Origin of the sequence: Vibrio sp. 10N.222.54.A3, from assembly GCF_041474095.1 — a bacterium.
GTDB lineage: Bacteria > Pseudomonadota > Gammaproteobacteria > Enterobacterales > Vibrionaceae > Vibrio > Vibrio crassostreae_C.
This window is the reverse complement of sequence record NZ_JBFRTN010000014.1, coordinates 1-19,027: the sequence shown is the minus strand read 5'-3', so window position 1 is coordinate 19,027 and position 19,027 is coordinate 1. Positions and strand designations below refer to the sequence as shown.

Below are 19,027 nucleotides of genomic sequence, written 5' to 3'. Positions count from 1 at the left end.
GATAACAGGGTCAAAGCTCAAAAAAGCTCAATCTCAACATGCTTGATTGAGATGGGTTTAAGGTAACAGTCGTAGCTTTAAGGATAGAAAGTTGGGACTATTTGATCACTGGTTTGATGATAGCTAATGAAGCTTAAAAGGATTTGAAATGCGTATTTTTGTTTTGGCTTTTGCTGCGCTAGTGACGGCGTGCACCAGCCAAATAATCAGCACGGAAGAACATATTCAACAATACATCGGTTCAGACATAACCGATGTACAAGAACGTTATCTCACCGAACGGTCACGCCCTATCAGTTTTTGGGCGTCTCGAAACTATGCTTGGATTGAAACCAAGAAACCGTTAGACAATGGTTATACAGTACACGCATTCAAAAACCCTTATCGTGACTGCACCATTAATTGGGTTGCTGATACCAGCGGCGTGATTCAAAGTGCTACGTCCAGCGGCACGATGTGCGAGCCTTAACTGCCGCATTGGAACGATAAAGTTCAAAAAGCTTTAACCGCCAAAATTAAAAAGGGTGTCATTTGAACCATCAAATGACACCCTTTTCTATTTACTACTTTCTCTTGTCTTCTTTTGCGTTAACAGCAGTTAGACGTTGCCGTTTTCACTAACCGTTCTTAGCTGAGTCAGATATTTAATCCAACCTTTTGCTTCAGAAGAAGGCTCAATGTTGTTCGCACGTTTCGCTTGAGCAAGAGCATTATCAAGATTCTTTAGCTTGTACCATGAACGTACTTTCGCTAAAGCAACATCAGCTTGCTTGTTCTTGTCTTTCACTTTATCCAAAACAACCAGAGCACGATCGTAGTAACCTTGTTGAACCAGTAACTGAGCCACATTCCAATGATATTGCGTGTCTTTTCTAGACGCTAACGTCCACACTTCAATAGCACTGTCCCACTCTTTCGCTAACTGCCAGTAGGTTGCTTGCTCAGCCAGGAGTTGAACATCGCTGTTCGCATCATCTAACTTACTAATTTCTTGTGCTGCGCGCTCTGGAATGCCACGTTTCGCGTAAAGCTGCGCTAACAAGCGGCGATCTGAGTTCTTCAGCTCTACCCCTTGAAGATCAGCCAACGCTAGTGTGTTCAATGCATCGCGGTTACGCTCTAGTCTTAACTGAATACCCACAAGTTGACGCCACCAGTTGTCTTTTTCTGGCTGAAGTTCAATCAGGCTTTCCAGTGTTGGAATAGATTGCTTCCATTGCTTTAACTGTAGTTGTGCACCCAATTTTAGCGAAAGAGGCGACAGTTCTGATTTCGCATTGAACTTGTCGCGATTACCAATAGCAACCAGTACTTTTGACCAGTTTTCGATTTGGTATTCCGCTTGTGCAATTCGCATCCAAAGCACGTCTTTCTTTTCTGCCTCTGGCGCTGTTTTTACTAACTCGTAGTAATGTGGAAGCGCGTTTTTGAACTGTTGATCGTTTAATAACAGATCCGCAAGCATACGCTTCGTTATCCAAGCTTGTTCATCCACAAGCAAATTGGTATCGACGGCGTATGTAAGCTGCTTAATCGCCTTATCGGTTTTGCCATCTTGCCAGTAAAAAACACCTAGCATACGAGCTACGTACGCTTTGTCGTAGCCCTTAGAAAGCTCTAAACCTGCTAGTACGTCAATGGCCTGTTTAACCTGTTCATCTTGAGCAAGCTTATGCGCCTTTTGAACACGAATAGCAGTATATTGGGTTAGCTCTTGTGCCTGTGTTGTAAGGGGCATTAACAACAAGCCCACTAATATCCATATATGTTTCATCATTTTGCCAACTTAAACTCTAGTTTCACGGTTTGACCAACCTGAGCTATCGCTTTTCCATCGACGACTTTCGGTTGATATTTCCATTTTTTAAGTGCTCTCATCGCTTCACGTTCAAACATACGACGTGGGTTTGCGTCAGTGACTTGAATGTCAATTGGACGTCCCGTTTCATCGATAGTAAAAGACATAATCACATGGCCTTCAGCTCCACGCTTAAGCGCTTTCGCTGGATAACGAGGCTCTACTCGATACAAAGGCATTGCTTGTTGGTTTGACCCAAAATCAGAGAATGTCGGTGCGTTAATCGCTAAGCCATCAATGGATGTGTTCAAATCCAATGAAGGCAAAGAAGACATCGAATTCAGAGGCGTAACTTCAGCTTGTGACTGAGACGTTTGCGCTTCCGGTGGCGGCTCTGGCATTTCTGGTTTTTCAGGGACTGCGCGTTGTCTTCTTTGAACTTCTTGTTCTTGTTCCACCATTACCATGTTGAAACTTAACGTCTCGCTATCGTCTGGTGAACGTTGGTGGCCATTATCGACCATCCAAGCCATGAAAGAAAACAGCGCTAAGCCCAACGCGCCCGCTAGCGGTAAAGCAAGAAATAGGCGAATCATTTATGAAGATCCTCCAAGATCATCGCTTATCAGCAGCAAGCGCAATGTTTTTAACACCTGCACCTTTCGCGGCATCCATCACTTTAACAACAGTACCGTTGTAAGCGTGTTCATCCGCTTGAATAACCAAAGAAGCATCAGGTTGTTCTAGCAACAAGTGCTCTAACGTCGCTTGGACACGTTCAACATCTACGACACGCTTGTCGATGAAAATGTCGTTTGCAGAAGTAATCGCAACAAAGATGCCTGCATCCTTTTGGCTTACTACGTTAGAAGCTTGTGGGCGATTGACTTCCACCCCTGACTCACGAACAAATGAACTGGTCACAATAAAGAAAATAAGCATGATAAAGACAATATCAAGCATCGAAGTAAGGTCTATTTGAGCCTCTTCGTTTTTAGAATGACATCGACCGAGTCTCATCGTTGACTCCTTAAAGATTTTTCTAATTTCAATTCTAAGCGGTTACATACTTTCGCTAAGCGAGCGTGAACGAACATGCCCGCTAACGCTGCAACCATGCCTGCCATGGTTGGCAGTGTTGCTAACGAGATACCTGAAGCCATCAATTTAGGGTCACTGCTGCCTTGTGTCGCCATAACATCAAAAACAGAGATCATACCGGTTACAGTGCCTAGCAAGCCCAACATCGGGCAAATAGCGACTAACAGCTTAATAAAATTCAAGTTTTGATTAAGCAAGATACTCGCTTGCCCTAACCAACCTTCACGAATGGCTTTGGCATGCCAAGAAGAGTGATCTTCTCTTTCATGCCATTTCGCTATCCAAGCTTGGCGTTGCTTAGGAAAGTAGAACGCAAGATAAAGCACACGTTCTACCACAAGCACCCAATACACTAGGACGACAGCCGCTAGCCACCACAGGACGAAACCGCCCTGCTCCATAAAGCTTGATAAAGACAGCAGCCAGTCACTCGTTAACCAACTCGCTGGTAATAGAGAACCCGACAAAATATCCATTACGCAGCAGTCCCAACTGGTGAAACAACAGCGTTTGATTCAACGGTCTTTTCAGCCTGCTCAGCAACAAGACCAATACCTTGCTTCTCAAGAATATTGCGAATGTTTTCTGCTTGAGTGCTAAGAATGTTGTGTGCCAGTAGAAGAGGCATTGCCGCAACCAGACCAAGTACCGTAGTTACAAGCGCCATCGAGATACCACCCGCCATAACTTTAGGGTCGCCATTACCAAACTGAGTGATCACTTGGAATGTTTCGATCATGCCGGTTACTGTACCTAAAAGGCCCAACATTGGTGCTAGTGCCGCCAATAGCTTAAGCATCGATAGACCTTTCTCTAGGTGAGTCTGCTCATCAACTACCGCTTCTAAAAGTCGCAACTCTAACGCTTCAACCGTTTGGTTTTGTTCCTTGTTGTACATCGCAAGAACACGACCTAGTGGGTTATCACCCGCTTGCTCAGGGTTCTTAAGTTGCGCGCGAATTTTCTGGCGTGCGATAGCAAGAGAGACACCACGAACTAATGCGATGATTAGACCAATAGCTAGTAGGCCAAGAATCACTTTACCAACCACACCACCCGCTTGTAGACGGTCAGTTAAACTTGGCGTAAGTGCTAATTGCTCTAGCATAAACCCGCGAGAAGGATCGACAACCACGTTAGATACTTCACCATTCGCTAACGAAGAAAGTGACGCTAACGTTGGACCATTTTGTGGTTGCTTAAGGTAAGCGATCGCATCTTCACGCTGAGTGTTCCAGCTAACATAGCCTTGCTCTGTCACAAGACCAATCGAACCTAGTCGGTAAGCGTCAACCTTGTTTGTATTGCCTTCACCATTAATGAATGCAATTTGAGATTTGCTAAGCTCAGAACTCGCTTGGATCTGTTCAACCATGCTCATCCACAAACCGGTCAGCTGTGGCATTGAAGGCAGTGATTTAGCATCAATGATTTGATCAACAGTTGCAGTGTGTTCAGCACGATCAACACTATTCACGGTTGAGCTAAGCTCTGCGCCGAGTTCTTTTGCGTTTTGACGAACGACACCGAACAGCTCGCCTAAGCTACCGATTTCTAAACGCAGCTTCTCTTCTAAGCGAGCAAGCTTGTTTTCGTTATCACTGAACGTTTGAGTCAGAACATCTGTCGCACCTTGGATAGACGTACGCTTCGCTTCAAGCTGAGCTTTGATCGCTTTCAGTTCTTGTTCTGTCTTTTTGAAATCAGCTTCACGCACTACGTTGTGAGAAGCTTGAGTACGGTTTTCTGATTTTGCTTTGTTAACGAGCTGAGCCGTTGAGTCTGAAGCTGAGAAAGCAGAAAATGAAAGTGATGTAATGCAAAGCAATGCTGCTAATGATTTTAAGTTCATTACTTAACCTCCGCAACAATTAAAGAAACAGGTAAAGTAATCAAGCTTGGGGCAGCTTGTTGGCCAGCAATATCGTACGCTTTATCTAGCTCAGACTTCATAGAAGAATCAAGTTCTTGCCATTGAGCTTCTGTTTGATTCCAAGCCCAGTATTGGCTGCCATTTAGGTTACGAGCAACTAAAGAGATACGACCTAAGTGCAGAACATCTGCCTCGATTGTTTTATCACTCGCCAATGCGACACGACCTTGGTAAACACCCAACTTAATGCCGTAGTCCATCTCGATTTGGTATGCCTCTAGGATACGGCGGTACTTCTCAGCATCACTCACATCAGCACGAGTCATCATTGCTTGTAGCTTTTCTACTCTTTCTAGACGCTGTTCTTTCTTAATCGGCACGTCTTTCTCTACCAACTGTTCAAGACCATCGATCATTTGATACATCAATGGCACAACACCTTGGCGTGTGTATTTGATTTCTTCGATCTGCTCTTCAATGCTTTGAGCTTCTTGGTTTTGGCTCTCAACTAATGCAGCAAGGTGATCGTGATAGATTTCTAGGTTTTTAACTTCTTCTTGCAGACGCTCAATCTCAGCTTGCAGCATTAAAGTCGCTTGTGAGCTTTTATCAATAACCTTTTGGCTCGAAGCCGACGCGTTATTGGTCTTGTTTTGAATTGATTGAGCTTGATCCAAGCTGTTTGCCATAGAAGACGTTGCAACCAAACTGATGGCAAGCGCTAGGCTAGTTTTTAAAAGATTCATAATTGTAGTCATTTACTATAGAAGAAGGTCAAATACATTTTATTGATAAATACTATTATTGATAAGCACTCTCATTATCATTAAAAGTCACTCGCATTACTAGGGATATTTTACTGAATAGCAGAATCACGAAAGGAGAAAGCCGAAACTTTCCCCTTAGTATTTAGGCTAACAATAGTACCCTACTAACAAATTAGTATTTTACCTGTAAAGTCGCCATGTAGTTACGGCCTTCGCCGATTACTACGTCTTCAGCAAATTGGTGGTTTGAAGATGTTGAACCGCCACCCGCTAGGTATTCTTTATCAAATACGTTCTCGACTGTTAGACGCGCTACGAAATCAAGAGAATCGTCGTACTTAAGCGTGTATGCAGCACCCATATCTACACGTGCGTAGCCGTCTTTCTTGAATGTGTTCGCGCTATCGCCGTAACGAGAACCTTCGTAGATAAGACCCAGGTTCACATCAACTTCGTTTGTTGCTGCATAGGTAGACCAAACGCTTGCTGCAAACTCAGGTACGTCTACTGGACGGTTACCTTCATATGTTTCATGGTTCGTGATTTCAGCATCTAAGTACATTGCAGAACCAGACATTGAGAAGCGCTCTGAAATAAAGCCTTGTGCGGCTAGCTCAGCACCACGGTGAACTTGTTCGCCACCTTGTGTCTTCGTCCAATCGCCTGATGAAGTGTCTTCTACATCCATTGAAATGTTTTCTTGGGTAATATCGAATACCGCACCAGAAACGAATAGACGTTCGTCCATCAGTTCCCACTTAGTACCGACTTCGTAAGACACGCCCGTTGCTGCGTCAAGAAGTTCGCCATCGTTGGTGTAGTTGCGGCTTCCGCTAGACACAACACCTTGTGGTTCGAAACTTTCAGAGTAAGAAGCGTAGATACTACCGTTTGATGCTGGGTGGTAAATCAGGCCAAGCTTAGGCGCTACATTTTCTTCTGCTACGCCATCACTTACTTTACGGTCGAAACGAGCACCCGCAAGAACTTGCCATTCATCATTAATAGTAATCAAATCTTGGATGTAGAAGCCCCAAGTATCGTAAGTACTCATCTTACCTAGCGATGTTGGACCCACTGACGGCGCTGGTACTGTTGCATCTGGTGCGTATTCAGCGCTGCTGAAGCGATCCATACCACGGTAATAGCTGTAGCCTAACCAGTTAGCACCGAATAATAGTTGGTGCTCTGTGCCCGCAAGATCTGCGGTTGTTGTTAGATCAACGTAAGCCGTTCTGAAACGCCATTTATCATGACGGTAGTTACCGCCTTGAGTCACGGTGCCCGTACCATCAGGATTCATATTTGAAAAGCTTGGGTAGCTTTCCATATCAATACGTTCGAAATCTTGGTAGTTGAAACCTGTTTTTAATGACCATGTATCAGTCAGGTTAGCAGCAATATCAAAACCAACGTTCTCAACATCATTCTCGATCTGTGACCACTGTGCATCCCAGATGTGCTTGTCGCTACCTACTCGGTTGCCGTCTAGCGTGTATAAAGCGCCAGAATCTACGCTACCTTCGTCGTTAGTTTTGTCGTAATGAACAGAAACTGTCACGTCTTCAGTTACATCGTAATCAACGAATACACCACCAACAAAACGTTCTGTTTGTGGTTCAGTTCCGTCACCATAAGTTCTCCAAGAGCCGTAGCTTTCTTTAGATAGAATCGCGCGACCACGTAGAGTTTCAGCGTCGTTCAAAGCGCCACTTACGTCTACCGTTGTACGAGAATGGTCATTAGAACCAATATCTTGGCTAACACTTACTTGCGTATCGTAAGTTGGCTTTTTGCTTACCATGTTGATCAAACCACCTGGTGCAGAAATACCGTAAAGAAGACCAGAAGGTCCTTTTAGTACTTCAACACGCTCTAGCAGTTCGATTGGTTGACGGTAGTGAGACCAATGTTGCTGGCCATTTTTAAGGAAGCCCGAAGAGCTTTCTACCGAGAAACCACGTAGAGAGAAACGTTCACGGTTACGGCTTGTACCGCCAGCACTTACACTCGCGTCATTCTTAAGCACGTCACCAAGCGTTGTTGCACGCTGTTCATCGATGATTTGCTCATCGATTACTAAAACTTGTCCCGGAGTCTCTAATTGAGTCGCCTCCATGCGCATTGCTGTTGTGTTCGTGTCGGCTTTATAACCGTAGTCACGACCTTCAACAACCATATGCTCGTCTGTTTTTACTGTTTCTGCCAATACTGCTGGTGAAGCTAATACTGCGCCGATCACTAAAGCCAATGGGCTCTTTGAAAACATGTCCTTTACTCCGCTTTTATTCTTTTAGACGAACACTTTGTTATTTATTCGATGTGTTCGCTGAACCGTTGCCGGTACCACTGAATTATTTCGGGAGTGAATATAAGTGATAACTATTACCATTTGCATTAAATTTACATTCTTTGCATTCGTAAAGTTTTGTAAAGGCCTGTCGGTGAGTCATATTTGAGGAGTTCAACAAAACCATTCAATACAAATAGTTAAGGCTCATGGACGTAAATCGACTGGTTATCTTCACCGAATTTTTTGAAAAAACGGTATTTGTTCAGTCAATTGAAGACGTGAAGATTGATAAGAAAATCATCTCTTCTTATTTACTACCTCTGAAACGACAAATTTATGTATAAAACCCTCGATAGATGTAAAATAATAGTGAATTATTTTGTTTTTATTTGTTTAATTTACACAATTATCAGTGATTTTGATCACATCTATAATTCCAAACTCATTTTTTGTTTTTCGAATTGATTATCCGACTGCTAATCTCCTGCTCACTTTGAAAAGGTATCAAAGTTATAAATAATAAGGAGTGTTCTAAATGAATACCAAGAAACCTATGTCTCTGACTGGTCGAGTAATCCTCGGTATGGTCGTAGGTATATTAACGGGATTCGCCATTCAATCCCTTTTTGCAGACAACGGATTTGTTAACAACTACATCGTTAACGGACTCTTTGAAGTGGGCGGACAAATCTTTGTCGCCAGTTTAAAAATGCTTGTTGTGCCTCTAGTCTTCGTTTCACTAGTGTGCGGTACAAGTTCTCTTAAAGACTTATCAACTCTTGGCCGTATGGGTGGCAAAACGCTTGCACTTTATATCGGTACTACTGCCGTTGCCATCACTCTAGCATTAACTATCGGTAACCTGTTCCAACCTGGAGCTGGTGCGGATCTTACTGCTGCGAGCTCTTTCAAATCAGCGGATGCCCCTTCTCTGGGCCAAGTAATCATCGACATGTTCCCAACCAACCCTATTCAGGCGATGGCTGAGGGCAAAACGTTACAAGTTATCGTATTTGCAGTGTTGTTTGGTATCGCAATCAGTGCAGCGGGCAAACCCGGTGAACGTATCGCTGCAGTTTTCTCTGATCTAAACGAAGTGATCATGAAGCTAGTCGCGCTACTAATGAACCTTGCTCCTTACGGCGTATTCTTCTTGATGGCGAAACTGTTCTCTGGCCTTGGCTTAGGTGCAATTTGGAACCTAGCAGAATACTTCTTAGTGCTTGCTGGTACCCTGCTGTTGCATGGCTTGGTGACTTACAGTGCGATGCTTAAAGGATTCACAGGTCTTAGTCCGATTACGTTCCTACGTAAGATGGAAGATGCAATCATGTTTGCATTCTCAACAGCATCTTCGAACGCAACAATTCCAGTAACTATGGAAACGGCTAAGAACCGTATGGGCGTAGACAACAAAGTCGCTTCTTTCACAGTACCACTAGGTGCAACTGTGAACATGGACGGCACTGCAATCATGCAAGGTGTTGCGACGGCGTTTATCGCGCAAGCGTACAACATCGACCTTTCAATGGGTGATTACCTAATGGTTATCCTAACGGCGACACTGGCGTCTGTTGGTACTGCAGGTGTCCCTGGTGTTGGTCTTGTTATGCTAGCGATGGTATTGAACCAAGTTGGCCTGCCGCTTGAAGGTATTGCTCTAATCATGGGTGTTGACCGCCTTCTTGATATGATTCGTACCGCTGTAAACATCACAGGTGATAGTGCCGTATCTATCATCGTTGCTAAGTCTGAAGGCGCTCTAGACGAGTCTCGCTTCAACGACCCAGCAGCAGGTGAGAAAGAAGAAGAAGTTAAGCTAGCTCGCCAACAGGCATAGTCTCGCTTATCTTATGCTCTTGTCTTCAAGCTCAGGCGTAATTAATGGCTACGCCTAGCCCATACCAAAGCGCATAAAGAAAAACGCCACTGCAGATGCAGTGGCGTTTTTATTGGGCTATGTTTCTTAGCACGCTTTCAGTCATAGTTATCTATGGAGCAAGACAGGTAACAGCAGGAAGCTAATCAGCGATTGGGAACATTAGATTTACTCTCAATCCCCCACCTTCTCTATTCTCAGCAGTTACATGTCCATTCATCACACCCATCGCTTCTTTAACAATCGCAAGGCCCAGACCGTAGCCACCAGACCGTTTGTCTCTTGCTGATTCAATACGAGTAAACGGGTCGAATATACCTGCAATCTTGTTATCAGGAATACCGTCACCGTCATCTTCTACAGATATTACACTGTAACGTCTATCCATTACCTGTTCGTATGTCGTCACGACCACATGAGCGTTCTCACCCGCGTATTTAATGGCATTCCCGACCAAGTTACCAATGACTCGAAGCAGTAGCCTCTCATCAACGTTCACCATTGATATCGGCGTCTCTAGGGAACCAATCAAAGTTTGATTCGGTTTTAAATCGTTTTGCATCTGCGCGATCAACATTGAACAATAGTGCTCAAGGTGCATTAAACTTAACTTGGAGTCATAGCGAGAGGTTTCTAAGCGGCTAAATTCAAGTATCTCACCCACCAGCTTATTCATCTCTTCTGTTTCATTTTCCATTCGTTCTAGCAAACCAATGCTTTTATCATCAACCTTGCTGCGCAGTAGGTGTAGTGCGAGGTTTTGCCTTGCTAATGGTGTTCTTAACTCGTGTGAGACATCACGAATCAAACAACGTTGCTTTTCAGCCAGAGATTTAATCTCAAAGGTCATATAATCAAAATCGTGTGCAAGCTCGTTGAATTCACGCGTGGTGGAGTTCAACTCCGACACCACACTGACCGTGAAGTCACCTTGAGCCAGTCTGCGGCTCGCTTCTCTCAATCTATCCAACGGTTGCTGAAGGCTTTTGGCCATGATAATCGAGAACAGAGACAATACGACCAATGCAATCAATGCTTTAAGCATATAGGAATATGGCGCAAAAGATTTTGCGGGATGAAACTGGTGCGGTAGTTGGATAACCAGTGTTTTACCGTTATCCAGTGGTAGGCCGAAGATCGGCTTACTCACACGATCACTAAGTTGGTGATCTAACGTTCTTAAGTATTTGAGCTTAAATTCAAAATGTGGGTGCATGTGACGATGTGTGATCGGACGATTGTCTTTGTCGATGACGAACAGATAATACTGCTGAGCATTACCCCAGTCCGCGAGTTCATCCATGTCCCCTTCTTCGATCAACACATTCGCTTGGTAAGCAAGGTCGAGCATTTCCGCTTTTACCGATTCTGGGACTTTAAGCAGCGCTTTCATCAAGGCTCTTTCAGCGACACCTTGCAGGATCAAAATACTCACCAAAATGACGGTCAGGTAACTGAACAATTGGAAAGTGAGTCCGTCTTTACGCTTAGCAATAAAATCAGGGCAACGCAGCAGTTTTTTACTCATGCTCCGACCGACTCTAGGTAACTGTAACCTTTACCACGAACGGTTTTTATATGTTGCTTAGACAAACCTGCCTGAACGAGCTTTCTACGTATATTGCTGATATGCATATCTAAATTACGATCGAAGGGACACAATTCTTTCTTGAGTACATGGATTTGCAGATCAGATTTTGAGACGACAATACCGTCATTTTTGACCAAATAATCAAGCAAGTCTTTTTCAGTGCCAGTTAATGGCAAACGAGAGAGTTGTTCACACAAGCCGTGATTAGAGGAAGCTAAAGATTGTCTTTGGCGTTCAAAACCCACTCGGCGCAAGATCACCTTAATACGGGTTAAGAGTTCAGGAACATTGAAAGGTTTAGCGATGTACTGGTCGGCGCCTGCTTGGTAGCCATCGAGCATTGAGGCATCGTCGTTAAGCGCGGTTAGCATAAGAATGGGAGTAGCAAAACGCTGACAAATACGTCTTGCTACTTGAATGCCGCTTAGGTTCGGAAGCATTACATCGAGTAGAACCAAATCGACAGGGTGAGATTGAATAAACTCAAGCGCGGATTCACCGCAATGAACAGTATCAACGTGATACCCCTCATTTTCTAACACTTCACCCAGTAATTCACACAATTGAATATCATCATCAACAACTAAAACGCGAGACATTACACATACCGATAAATAAGAACTGTTTGCATTCTAATTATCGTTATTATTGATTTCAATTATAAAGTGCCCGATTTCCTCTATAGAAGAAAATCTTTTTCAATCGGTACAAATTTTGATGCAGAATCGATAAGATTTTGAGCAGTTAACCCGGGAACACCATACACTTCAACAGGCTTGCCAAAGCGCTCTTTGATTCGCTCTACAAGGATTTCGAAATCACCGTCTCCTGATACCAAAACAATCGTATCAACCGTCTCAGCAAGTTCTATCGCGTCTAACGCAATACCCACATCCCAATCGCCTTTTGCACTGCCATCTCGACGCTGAATAAACGGCTTTAACTTCACATTAAAGCCCACACCACGAAGGATATGATGAAATTGACGCTGCTTTGGATCTTGGCTTGAGATTGCGTAAGCATTAGCTGCAATAACGTTACGCCCTTCCGTGGCAACATACCAAAACTGGTTATAGTCGAAGTTAGAACGGTATTTGTCGCGCGTCGTGTAGTAAACGTTCTGAACGTCGACCAAAATTGCTATGTTTTCCATAAATTCATACCTTTAGATTTTCCGTATACCCTATTCTATTCAATTGTAAAATGCGAGTCGCTTTACTCAATAAAAATGAACCTGCCAGCTATCGTTAACGTAAATCTAATATCTTTAGCGTAAAGCTAAGTGTCTTTACGTAATCCTAACTATGCTTATTGTAAGTGGATTTGTTTTGAGCGTTTCTTAGGTGGTTCTGATCTTCACCTTCTTCTTTACGTAGCGTTCAAATCGTACTCAGGCTTAGAGTTTTTAAAGGGAGGTTGGCAATGCTGCACCGACAAACACACAATTCGATAGTAAGCATCGACACAACCAAAGCGATGCAAACTTTAAATCAACCATCAAACTCTGGTAGCTGGTTTAGTTTGCTTAAACTACTGACCATCAGCACGGTAATAATCATGAGCTTAACCATCAATTCAGTACTCGCCTACCCCGCTTATTCTCACTCAAAGCCTTTGCCACACCGCAGTGTGATTTATTTCGCTCCAAAGGAAGATTCAATCGTTAAAGAGTTTCTGAATGAAGTGTTGCTCAATAACTGTCAATTGGACGAACGAGATGTCGTCATTATGGTTATTGCTGAGAGTGGTTACACAGTCCCAACTTGGTTAGAAGAAGAGTTTAACTTAGAAGCAGTCACCAGTATTTACGAGATCCCGAAAGGATCACATACCGCTGTTTTGATTGGTAAAGACGGGAAAGAGAAGCACCGATGGAGTGGCAAAACAGATTGGAAACAGATCACCAATATCATTGACGAAATGCCGATGCGCCAACAAGAAATGCAGCGACAAGGCAGCCGCTGCAGAATTTGATTCTTGATGGACTCAGTAGTGGCTTAGAGATCCAATTAGAAGGTCAAACGATCAAGCTTGTTTGTTAAACCAAGCAAGTTTTTCATGGAGCTGAGACACGCTGCCTACAACAATCAGCGCTGGGCTCTTTGCGACGCTCGCAAGGTCAGCTAAATCACGTAACCCACCTCTAAACACCTTTTGTTCTTGGCGTGTACCGTTTTCGATGATCGCAACTGGCATGTCAGCTCGCATACCATTATCGAGTAGATTCTTCTGAATGTTCGGACTCTCTTTCAAGCCCATGTAAAACACGATGGTATGGTTGTGCTGAGCAAGAGATTGCCAGTCAATATCTTCGCCATCTTTCTTCAAGTGACCTGTAATAAACTGCACGCTTTGTGCATGATCACGGTGCGTCAACGGAATGCCCGCATAAGCCGTTGCTCCGGCAGCAGCTGTGATGCCCGGAATCACTTCAAATCTCACGTCATTCTCAGCTAACGTTTCACACTCTTCACCACCACGACCAAAGATAAACGAGTCACCACCTTTTAGACGCACTACGTGTTTGTTCTCTTGAGCTTTGGTCACTAATAGTTGGTTGATCTGATCTTGCGGTACGCAGTGATGATCGAGCTTTTTGCCCACATACAACATTTCCGCTTCTGGATTAGCCATCGCCAAAATATCTTTTGATACCAAACGGTCATAAACCAACACGTCTGCTTGTTGAATCACTCGTGCCGCTTTTAACGTAAGTAAGTCTGGGTCGCCCGGACCTGCACCTACTAATGAAACAAATCCTGTGTTTCCTGTTTTAACATTCGATGGCGATACTTCTGACATGCTTTGCTCCGAAAGTTAGCTTGTTATATTTCAAGCTTAATTCTGTATGACGATTCATCGTTGTATGAATCACCAATATCCCTACTTCTTAGACTATCAGTTGTTGCCATAAAACTTTACGATTAATTCTAATCAAGATAGAAGTTTATATAACAAAACAATCTATTACGTTGGAAAACCCTGACATTTGCACCATCATCAAGCACACATTGCTCGCCTTAGGTGCACGGTTAACAAAGTAGAGAGTGTTAAGATCAAAAAAGCCCCAAATCAACAGCTTGGGGCTTAACACACATTATTAGTTGCTCATTAACCTAGAACTATCTAATTACTTAGCGCCTAGAGAAGGAGCTGTTTTAGCATGAGTTAGGTATAGAGGAACACACGTCATTAATAGACCACCAACGATGTTACCTAGGATTGTTGGGATAAGGTTGAAGTTCAACCATGTCGCGATACCAAAATCAGCGCCAAGAATCATACCTAGTGGGAATAGGAACATGTTTACCACTGTGTGCTCAAATACGAGTGCGAAGAAGATGAAGATTGGGAACCACATCATTGCTACACGGCCTGACACTGTACGAGCAGTCATGTTGCCAATCACACCTAGACATACCATAAGGTTACAGAAGATACCGCGTACGAAACACGTGATCCATCCGTCCATACCCATATTTTCAAAACCTAGGCTACGGCCCGTAGAAACAGCAATGAACTTTTGAGCAACAGCGTTTGGTTCTAGAGAGAAGTTACCTGTTAAAGAAACAGCAACAAGGAAAGCAACAATCAAAGAACCGATAAGGTTACCAAGACCAACAATACCCCAACAACGTAGGATACGACCCCAAGTAATACCTGGGCGGTTGTCGAATTTCGCTAAAGGTGCAAGGCCGAATACGCCAGTTACTAGGTCATAACCCATTACACTTAGAATGACGAAGCCAACTGGGAACACTAGTGCGCCAACAAGGCCAATACCGGTTTGAACCATTGCTGTAATAGCAACAACAACCGCTAGAGAAAGGATGATACCAGCCATAGTGCTTCGAATCAGAAGATCGCGAGTACTTGTTTTCGTTTTCGCTTCACCCACATCAATCATCGTTTGAACGAATTCAGCTGGTTTGTAATCAGGAGACATAAGGTTGTCCTTAAAAAGTTTAAATTAAAAGTTAAAATTGGATAGGAAAAGGCTCTAGTTGCCGAGTTAAGGCAATATCGAGAACTAGAACCCTTGAACTATCAAATCTTACTCATCCAAAGATTAAGCAGAGATTTCTACAGCGCCTTTGGCAACACGAGCTTTGTACGCTTTCACGTTGAAGTTCTCGTCTTCCATGCACACACCTGTTGCTAGGTTAAAGCGTTGCTTCTTAAGTGGGCTTGCTACCCAAAGCTCTTCTTTGTGCTCAACAATCAAGCCACGTGATAACACGTTAGATTGGAAGTATGGGTCTGTGTTGCTAATCGCGAATACTTCTTCAGCTTTCGTTGGGCGGAATACAGCTACTTGCTCACCACCAACCAACGCACAAACACCTGTACCTGGGATAATGTCTTCGATCTTACAAACTTTGGTAAATGCCATGATGTCGTCTCCCCTTAAACAGATTCTACGTGAATGATGTCGCCCTGATGCTTTGAAGTAATGGCTTCAGGGTGTTTCTCAGTGAATGTCGCAGGACGGTGTTGTTCACGACCATCTTCAACAAACACAACGTTATCATCGCGGTCATCAGCATTGATGAAGTGTGCAAAGCGCTTAAGTTGAGCTTCGTCGTTGATTGTATCTGTCCATTCACAAGCGAAGTTATCAACTAGGCCAGCAATGTCAGTTTCAAGTTGGTCATTGATACCAAGCTTGTTGTCTACAATCACTTCACGTAGGTAATCAACACCACCTTCTAGGTTGTCCATCCATACCGAAGTACGTTGTAGTGGCGCAGCCGTGCGGATGTAGAACATCATGAAACGGTCGATGTACTTGATTAGCGTTTCTTGGTCTAGGTCGCTTGCCAGTAAGTCTGCGTGACGAGGTTTCATACCACCGTTACCACATACATACATGTTCCAACCTGCGTCAGTCGCAATAATACCTAAATCTTTACCTTGCGCTTCAGCACACTCACGAGTACAGCCAGACACACCAAACTTCATCTTATGAGGAGTACGGATGCCTTTGTAACGGTTCTCGATCATCACGCCTAGGCCAACTGAATCTTGAACGCCGTAACGACACCAAGTAGAACCTACACATGTTTTCGCCATACGAAGTGCTTTTGCGTAAGCTTGACCCGTTTCGTAACCTGCAGCGATTAACTTCTTCCAGATTGCTGGTAAGTCATCTTTCTGAGCACCAAATAGGCCGATACGTTGTGCACCTGTGATCTTGGTGTACAAGTTGTATTCAGCAGCAACATCAGCAAGAACGCTTAGTGCTTGAGGTGTTACTTCACCACCCGCCATACGAGGGATTACAGAGTAAGTACCGTCTTTTTGCATGTTACCTAGGAAGTTGTCGTTGGTATCGTGCAGCTTCACTAATTCAGGCTTAAGGATGTGTTCACCCCAGCAAGAAGCAAGGATAGAACCTGCTAGAGGCTTACATACTTCACAGCCGTAGCCTTTACCGTATTTCTCTAATAGCTCATCGAACGTTTTGATTTCTTCGATGCGAATTAGGTGGAAAAGCTCTTGGCGAGAGTATGCAAAGTGCTCACACACGTCGTTCTTCACTTCAACACCAGCTTTAGCAAGTTCAGCGTTTAGTACTGAAGTCACTAGTGGAATACAACCACCACAACCAGTACCTGCGCCTGTTACTGCTTTGATATCACCGATTGTGTGGTGACCTTCAGCAACCGCTTGAGCGATCTTGCCTTTAGTCACATCGAAACAAGAACAGATAACAGCAGACTCAGGAAGAGAATCCGCGCCAAGTGTTGGCTTTTCAGCACCAGCATGAGCAGGAAGAATCAATGCATCTGGGTGTTCTGGTAGGTCGATTTCGTTCAGCATAAGCTGTAGAAGATCACCGTAGTCAGACGTGTCACCAACCATTACTGCACCAAGCAGCTTCTTGTTGTCTTCAGAAACGATTAGACGCTTGTAAACTTCTTGTTCTTCGTTTTGGTAAACGTAGCTCTTACAGCCAGGAGTACGACCGTTCGCATCGCCGATAGAGCCTACTTTCACGCCCAAAAGCTTAAGCTTCGCAGACATGTCAGCACCTTCAAATGTGCTTTCGTTACCAACAACGTGGTCAACCGCTACCGTTGCCATTTTGTAACCAGGAGCCACTAGGCCGTAGAACGTTTGGTTCCAAGACGCACACTCACCGATTGCGTAGATGTCTTTGTCTGTCGTTTGACAGTGATCATTAATCTCGATACCGCCACGTGGTGCAATACCCAGCCCCATTTGACGAGCAAGTTTGTCTTGTGGGCGAATACCAGCAGAGAATACGATGAAATCAGTTTCTAGCTCTGTACCGTCTGCAAAGCGCATTACGTTACGAGCTTCAGTGCCTTCAGGAGCAATCTCAAGCGTGTTCTTACTTGTATGTACGTTAACGCCCATACGTTCGATTTTTTGACGAAGTTGGTTACCACCCGCTTGGTCAAGCTGCTCAGCCATTAGCTTTGGAGCAAACTCAACAACGTGCGTGGTTACACCAAGAGCTTTTAGTGCGCCTGCAGCTTCAAGACCAAGCAAACCACCACCAACAACCACACCAGATTTAGAATTCTTAGCGGTTGCTTCGATAGCTTTCAAGTCTTCGATTGTGCGGTAAACGAAACAGTCTTTACCTTCGTTACCTTTGATTGGCGGAACGAATGGGTATGAACCTGTAGCAAGGATTAGCTTGTCGTATTGAATTTCACGACCAGTACTTGAGTAAACTGTTTTCTTTTCACGGTTAACGTTAATAGCACGCTCACCGATCAGCATGTTGATGCCGTGTTTCTCGTAGAAGCCTTCTTTAACTAAAGAAAGTTCGTCCGCAGTATGGTGTGAAAAGTAAGAAGAAAGGTGTACACGATCATAGGCTACGCGAGGCTCTTCACAGAAGACTGTGATGTCCATGTTAGCAACGTCTGTCTTCTCGACTAAATCTTCGATATAGCGATGGCCGACCATCCCGTTACCGATTACGACTAGCTTCATCTTGCTCATAAGAATTCCTGAAGGTTATATATTTCTTAACTGAGCGAATAATGAATTATGAAAGAAAATGAAAATATGATGTAAATCAATTACGAAATCGAACTACCCTAAAGGGGTAGGACAAAAGAGGTAGATCTGCTGATTTATCATACGAAGCAAACGAATAACCGTAGGTTTAATAAGGTTTAGCGGGGTTTTATATACACTTTCGTGCATTAGATAAGATGTTGTAAAGTTTCACAATAGGTTAGCAGTAACACAAGTAAATGACAATCATTTTCATTTGTGGTCATAATAAGTGTAATAACTCATGAAAGCGTTACAGGATCATGAGCAACTATGTATAAATATGAAGAATTTAATGACGCAAAAGACAGTCGCCCTTTTCCATTCCCCACTCATTCCACTCACAAACGGCGCAATTGGTTAACAGATGCTGTTGGTTGTTTAGCAAATGATAGGTTTACATAAGGAAAAGACCGGCACAAAAGTGATCTGATATAGCTTGTTCCTACTGGTGCTACTGATTAGAGAGCATACGTGGAAGTTTGAACATAGCATGAGGGTTTAGAATTTCAGATAGCAAAAAGGCCAGCATTTCTGCTGGCCTTTCAACTTTGAATAGTGGAGGCGCCTCCCGGAGTCGAACCGAGGTCCACGGATTTGCAATCCGCTGCATAGCCACTCTGCCAAGGCGCCTTCAATAGTGTTTTAAGAGAACAACTCTTTTGATTAATACCAAGCGAGGTAATA

At 43.8% G+C, this 19,027-nt stretch carries 17 protein-coding genes and 1 tRNA gene; 3 read left to right on the top strand and 15 right to left on the bottom strand.

The window, feature by feature from the left end:
* Positions 1-148: 148 nt before the first annotated feature.
* On the top strand, positions 149-469 hold the full coding sequence (locus AB4507_RS03595; protein ID WP_229647494.1) for a hypothetical protein: 321 nt from the start codon (positions 149-151) through the stop codon (positions 467-469).
* A 129-nt stretch (positions 470-598) separates the two neighbouring features.
* Here the strand turns inward: AB4507_RS03595 and AB4507_RS03590 are convergent, their stop codons facing one another.
* The 7 genes from AB4507_RS03590 to AB4507_RS03560 form a co-directional block, all read right to left on the bottom strand.
* Positions 599-1,777: a tetratricopeptide repeat protein gene (locus tag AB4507_RS03590; RefSeq protein ID WP_372182238.1), complete on the bottom strand. Its 1,179-nt coding sequence runs from the start codon at positions 1,775-1,777 to the stop codon at positions 599-601.
* Positions 1,774-2,394 (bottom strand): energy transducer TonB, encoded by a 621-nt coding sequence (locus tag AB4507_RS03585; protein ID WP_008219721.1) that lies wholly within the window; start codon positions 2,392-2,394, stop codon positions 1,774-1,776. Before AB4507_RS03585 ends, AB4507_RS03590 begins: the two co-directional genes overlap by 4 nt.
* 19 nt (positions 2,395-2,413) lie before the next feature.
* A complete protein-coding gene (locus tag AB4507_RS03580; protein WP_372182237.1) occupies positions 2,414-2,818 on the bottom strand; it encodes an ExbD/TolR family protein in 405 nt (134 codons plus the stop codon).
* Complete coding sequence (locus tag AB4507_RS03575) at positions 2,815-3,375, bottom strand: MotA/TolQ/ExbB proton channel family protein (protein ID WP_010429842.1); 561 nt, start codon at positions 3,373-3,375, stop codon at positions 2,815-2,817. Before AB4507_RS03575 ends, AB4507_RS03580 begins: the two co-directional genes overlap by 4 nt.
* Complete coding sequence (locus AB4507_RS03570) at positions 3,375-4,751, bottom strand: MotA/TolQ/ExbB proton channel family protein (RefSeq protein WP_372182236.1); 1,377 nt, start codon at positions 4,749-4,751, stop codon at positions 3,375-3,377. Before AB4507_RS03570 ends, AB4507_RS03575 begins: the two co-directional genes overlap by 1 nt.
* The gene (locus tag AB4507_RS03565) at positions 4,751-5,518 is read right to left on the bottom strand and encodes a DUF3450 domain-containing protein (protein WP_102333605.1); all 768 of its coding nucleotides are present in this window, start codon (positions 5,516-5,518) and stop codon (positions 4,751-4,753) included. The genes AB4507_RS03570 and AB4507_RS03565 overlap by 1 nt, the downstream gene beginning before the upstream one ends.
* 193 nt (positions 5,519-5,711) lie before the next feature.
* Entirely contained in the window at positions 5,712-7,808 is a 2,097-nt protein-coding gene (locus AB4507_RS03560; RefSeq protein WP_017064548.1) for a TonB-dependent siderophore receptor, read from the bottom strand.
* Positions 7,809-8,367: 559 nt separating this feature from the next.
* Between AB4507_RS03560 and AB4507_RS03555 the strand changes: the two genes are divergently transcribed.
* Complete coding sequence (locus AB4507_RS03555) at positions 8,368-9,672, top strand: dicarboxylate/amino acid:cation symporter (RefSeq protein ID WP_017062553.1); 1,305 nt, start codon at positions 8,368-8,370, stop codon at positions 9,670-9,672.
* Positions 9,673-9,853: 181 nt separating this feature from the next.
* Here AB4507_RS03555 and AB4507_RS03550 read toward each other — a convergent pair whose 3' ends face one another.
* From AB4507_RS03550 to AB4507_RS03540, 3 genes are all read right to left on the bottom strand, one after another.
* On the bottom strand, positions 9,854-11,239 hold the full coding sequence (locus tag AB4507_RS03550) for a sensor histidine kinase (protein WP_136979549.1): 1,386 nt from the start codon (positions 11,237-11,239) through the stop codon (positions 9,854-9,856).
* Complete coding sequence (locus AB4507_RS03545) at positions 11,236-11,901, bottom strand: response regulator transcription factor (RefSeq protein ID WP_017062555.1); 666 nt, start codon at positions 11,899-11,901, stop codon at positions 11,236-11,238. Before AB4507_RS03545 ends, AB4507_RS03550 begins: the two co-directional genes overlap by 4 nt.
* An 80-nt stretch (positions 11,902-11,981) precedes the next feature.
* Positions 11,982-12,455: an NYN domain-containing protein gene (locus AB4507_RS03540; protein WP_010429860.1), complete on the bottom strand. Its 474-nt coding sequence runs from the start codon at positions 12,453-12,455 to the stop codon at positions 11,982-11,984.
* 323 nt (positions 12,456-12,778) lie between these two features.
* On the opposite strand from AB4507_RS03540, the gene AB4507_RS03535 reads away from it, so the two are divergent.
* Entirely contained in the window at positions 12,779-13,276 is a 498-nt protein-coding gene (locus AB4507_RS03535; protein WP_372182253.1) for a DUF4174 domain-containing protein, read from the top strand.
* Positions 13,277-13,327: 51 nt separating this feature from the next.
* Here AB4507_RS03535 and cobA read toward each other — a convergent pair whose 3' ends face one another.
* From cobA to AB4507_RS03510, 5 genes are all read right to left on the bottom strand, one after another.
* Positions 13,328-14,104, bottom strand: a complete 777-nt coding sequence (gene cobA / locus AB4507_RS03530; RefSeq protein ID WP_372182235.1) for a uroporphyrinogen-III C-methyltransferase — start codon at positions 14,102-14,104, stop codon at positions 13,328-13,330.
* A 328-nt stretch (positions 14,105-14,432) separates the two neighbouring features.
* Complete coding sequence (locus tag AB4507_RS03525) at positions 14,433-15,248, bottom strand: formate/nitrite transporter family protein (protein WP_017062558.1); 816 nt, start codon at positions 15,246-15,248, stop codon at positions 14,433-14,435.
* Positions 15,249-15,371: 123 nt separating this feature from the next.
* Positions 15,372-15,695 (bottom strand): nitrite reductase small subunit NirD, encoded by a 324-nt coding sequence (gene nirD / locus AB4507_RS03520; RefSeq protein WP_017069123.1) that lies wholly within the window; start codon positions 15,693-15,695, stop codon positions 15,372-15,374.
* Between the two features lie 14 nt (positions 15,696-15,709).
* On the bottom strand, positions 15,710-18,283 hold the full coding sequence (gene nirB, locus AB4507_RS03515; protein ID WP_017062560.1) for a nitrite reductase large subunit NirB: 2,574 nt from the start codon (positions 18,281-18,283) through the stop codon (positions 15,710-15,712).
* Positions 18,284-18,899: 616 nt separating this feature from the next.
* A tRNA-Cys gene (locus tag AB4507_RS03510) sits at positions 18,900-18,973 on the bottom strand.
* Positions 18,974-19,027 lie beyond the last annotated feature (54 nt).

Excerpts from the sequence above, each read along its gene's own strand:
- AB4507_RS03595 (WP_229647494.1), top strand. The coding sequence starts at position 149 with ATGCGTATTTTTGTTTTGGCTTTTGCTGCGCTAGTGACGGCGTGCACC.
- AB4507_RS03590 (WP_372182238.1), bottom strand. The coding sequence starts at position 1,777 with ATGATGAAACATATATGGATATTAGTGGGCTTGTTGTTAATGCCCCTT.
- AB4507_RS03585 (WP_008219721.1), bottom strand. The coding sequence starts at position 2,394 with ATGATTCGCCTATTTCTTGCTTTACCGCTAGCGGGCGCGTTGGGCTTA.
- AB4507_RS03580 (WP_372182237.1), bottom strand. The coding sequence starts at position 2,818 with ATGAGACTCGGTCGATGTCATTCTAAAAACGAAGAGGCTCAAATAGAC.
- AB4507_RS03575 (WP_010429842.1), bottom strand. The coding sequence starts at position 3,375 with ATGGATATTTTGTCGGGTTCTCTATTACCAGCGAGTTGGTTAACGAGT.
- AB4507_RS03570 (WP_372182236.1), bottom strand. The coding sequence starts at position 4,751 with ATGAACTTAAAATCATTAGCAGCATTGCTTTGCATTACATCACTTTCA.
- AB4507_RS03565 (WP_102333605.1), bottom strand. The coding sequence starts at position 5,518 with ATGAATCTTTTAAAAACTAGCCTAGCGCTTGCCATCAGTTTGGTTGCA.
- AB4507_RS03560 (WP_017064548.1), bottom strand. The coding sequence starts at position 7,808 with ATGTTTTCAAAGAGCCCATTGGCTTTAGTGATCGGCGCAGTATTAGCT.
- AB4507_RS03555 (WP_017062553.1), top strand. The coding sequence starts at position 8,368 with ATGAATACCAAGAAACCTATGTCTCTGACTGGTCGAGTAATCCTCGGT.
- AB4507_RS03550 (WP_136979549.1), bottom strand. The coding sequence starts at position 11,239 with ATGAGTAAAAAACTGCTGCGTTGCCCTGATTTTATTGCTAAGCGTAAA.
- AB4507_RS03545 (WP_017062555.1), bottom strand. The coding sequence starts at position 11,901 with ATGTCTCGCGTTTTAGTTGTTGATGATGATATTCAATTGTGTGAATTA.
- AB4507_RS03540 (WP_010429860.1), bottom strand. The coding sequence starts at position 12,455 with ATGGAAAACATAGCAATTTTGGTCGACGTTCAGAACGTTTACTACACG.
- AB4507_RS03535 (WP_372182253.1), top strand. The coding sequence starts at position 12,779 with ATGCAAACTTTAAATCAACCATCAAACTCTGGTAGCTGGTTTAGTTTG.
- cobA (WP_372182235.1), bottom strand. The coding sequence starts at position 14,104 with ATGTCAGAAGTATCGCCATCGAATGTTAAAACAGGAAACACAGGATTT.
- AB4507_RS03525 (WP_017062558.1), bottom strand. The coding sequence starts at position 15,248 with ATGTCTCCTGATTACAAACCAGCTGAATTCGTTCAAACGATGATTGAT.
- nirD (WP_017069123.1), bottom strand. The coding sequence starts at position 15,695 with ATGGCATTTACCAAAGTTTGTAAGATCGAAGACATTATCCCAGGTACA.
- nirB (WP_017062560.1), bottom strand. The coding sequence starts at position 18,283 with ATGAGCAAGATGAAGCTAGTCGTAATCGGTAACGGGATGGTCGGCCAT.